Source organism: Synechococcus sp. WH 5701, assembly GCF_000153045.1.
Classification (GTDB): Bacteria; Cyanobacteriota; Cyanobacteriia; order PCC-6307; family Cyanobiaceae; genus Regnicoccus_A; species Regnicoccus_A antarcticus.
This window is the reverse complement of record NZ_AANO01000063.1, coordinates 1-1,551: the sequence shown is the minus strand read 5'-3', so window position 1 is coordinate 1,551 and position 1,551 is coordinate 1. Positions and strand designations below refer to the sequence as shown.

At 59.8% G+C, this 1,551-nt stretch carries 2 protein-coding genes; both read right to left on the bottom strand.

The genetic code is table 11. The annotated features are described in order from the left end of the window. A partial coding sequence (locus WH5701_RS00345; RefSeq protein ID WP_006169801.1) for an AMP-binding protein occupies nt 1–964 on the bottom strand: 964 nt, incomplete at its 3' end. Between the two features lie 30 nt (nt 965–994). Continuing rightward, nucleotides 995–1,551 (bottom strand): phosphotransferase family protein (locus WH5701_RS00340; protein ID WP_006169800.1); only part of this gene is annotated, 557 nt, incomplete at its 5' end.

Here is a 1,551-nt window from a genome sequence, read left to right as displayed (position 1 = left end):
CGCCGCCAATCATGTTGAGGCTGCTCAGATCGTATTGGCCAATATCGGGGTTTGAGAGAAAATCCACCGCCATGGTGACGATGTTGGTCCAGCCGGTCACTTTGTAGCGTTCGATCAGCCGTGATGCGGTGGTTCGGTCCCAACGCGTCATGATCACGGAGGCCGCGCCCGCGGCTATGGGGCCATTCATCGAACCCGTCATGCCGGTAACGTGGAAAAACGGCAGGGTGGCGAGCTGAACGCTGTCCGGTGTGGTCAGGTTCCAGAATATCCGGTGGATAGCCGTGGCCATCACCGACCGGTGGGTGTGCATACAGCCTTTGGGCGCACCGGTTGTGCCGGAACTGTAGGGAATCACCGCCAGGTCATCCGGCGTAGCCGTGTGAGGGCCCGGTGCGTATCCGGCCGCCATGGCCACTTCCCAGGTAACAACGCCAGGCAGGTCCCGGGACCAGACCGGCGCCGCCACTTCCGCAGGAAGGTCCAGATCTGTCTCGGGATCAATGTAGGTGCTGTAGGAAGCCACCACCACCTGGTCAAGATTGCTGTCGCCGATCATGGGCGCAATAAAGCCAGCCAATTCCTGCCCCGCCAGACAAACCGTGGCTCCGGTATCGGCAATAAAGTGCTCGAGTTCCGCCGAGCGGTTCATCGGATTCACCGGTATCACCACGGCATCGGCCCGCAGGATGGCATAGTAGGAGATCACATACTGGGGAGAGTTCTGCATGTACAGCAGCACCCGGTCCCCTTTCTTCACGCCCTGCGCCTGCAGGTAACCCGCCAACGTCTCGACTTCCTCATTGAGACGCCGGTAGGTGATCGGCGCGTCGTAGAAAATAATGGCGGTATGGTCCGGGTAGCGCCGCGCCGAAATCTCCAGGTTGGTGTAAACACTGGTTTTCGGAAGCGTCATGGTTTTCGGCAGTTCTTTGGGCCAGACCTTGTAGTGACGATCAAACATCTTGTTATTCTCCAGGGTAAATCTGATATCTCAGGACGTCGCACCTTCGCAGGCAATCTTCCACCCGGTGTCCGCCAGCAGGCTCGCCCGCTTGCCAACTTCCAGGGCGTTGGCGTTTGCGGCATTGCCATCCAGCGCCCGCTTGTAGACGCCCTGCAAAATCGCCGCGAGGCGGAACAACGAAAACGCCAGATACACATGCCAGTCTTCAATGCCTTCCCGTCCCGTCTTCTCGCAGTAGCGGCGGATAATGGCCTGCTCGTCCGGAAGGCCCAGCTCCTCAAGGTTTTCACCCTGCAATCCGCGCATACCCTCCATGTCGGCGGGCAGGTAAAAGGGCAGGCAAAAATAGGCCAGATCTGCCAGGGGATGACCCAGGGTGGACAGCTCCCAGTCCAGAATGGCGATCACCGCCGGTCGGTCTGGTGCCAGCATCAGGTTGCCGAAGCGGTAATCTCCGTGGGCGATGGCAGTTTCATCCTTCGCCGGGAGGTGTTCCGGCAACCACGCCATCAGTTTGTCCATGGCGGGCAGGTCATCGGTTTTCGAGGCCAGGTACTGTTTGCTCCAGCGCGCTACCTGACGCG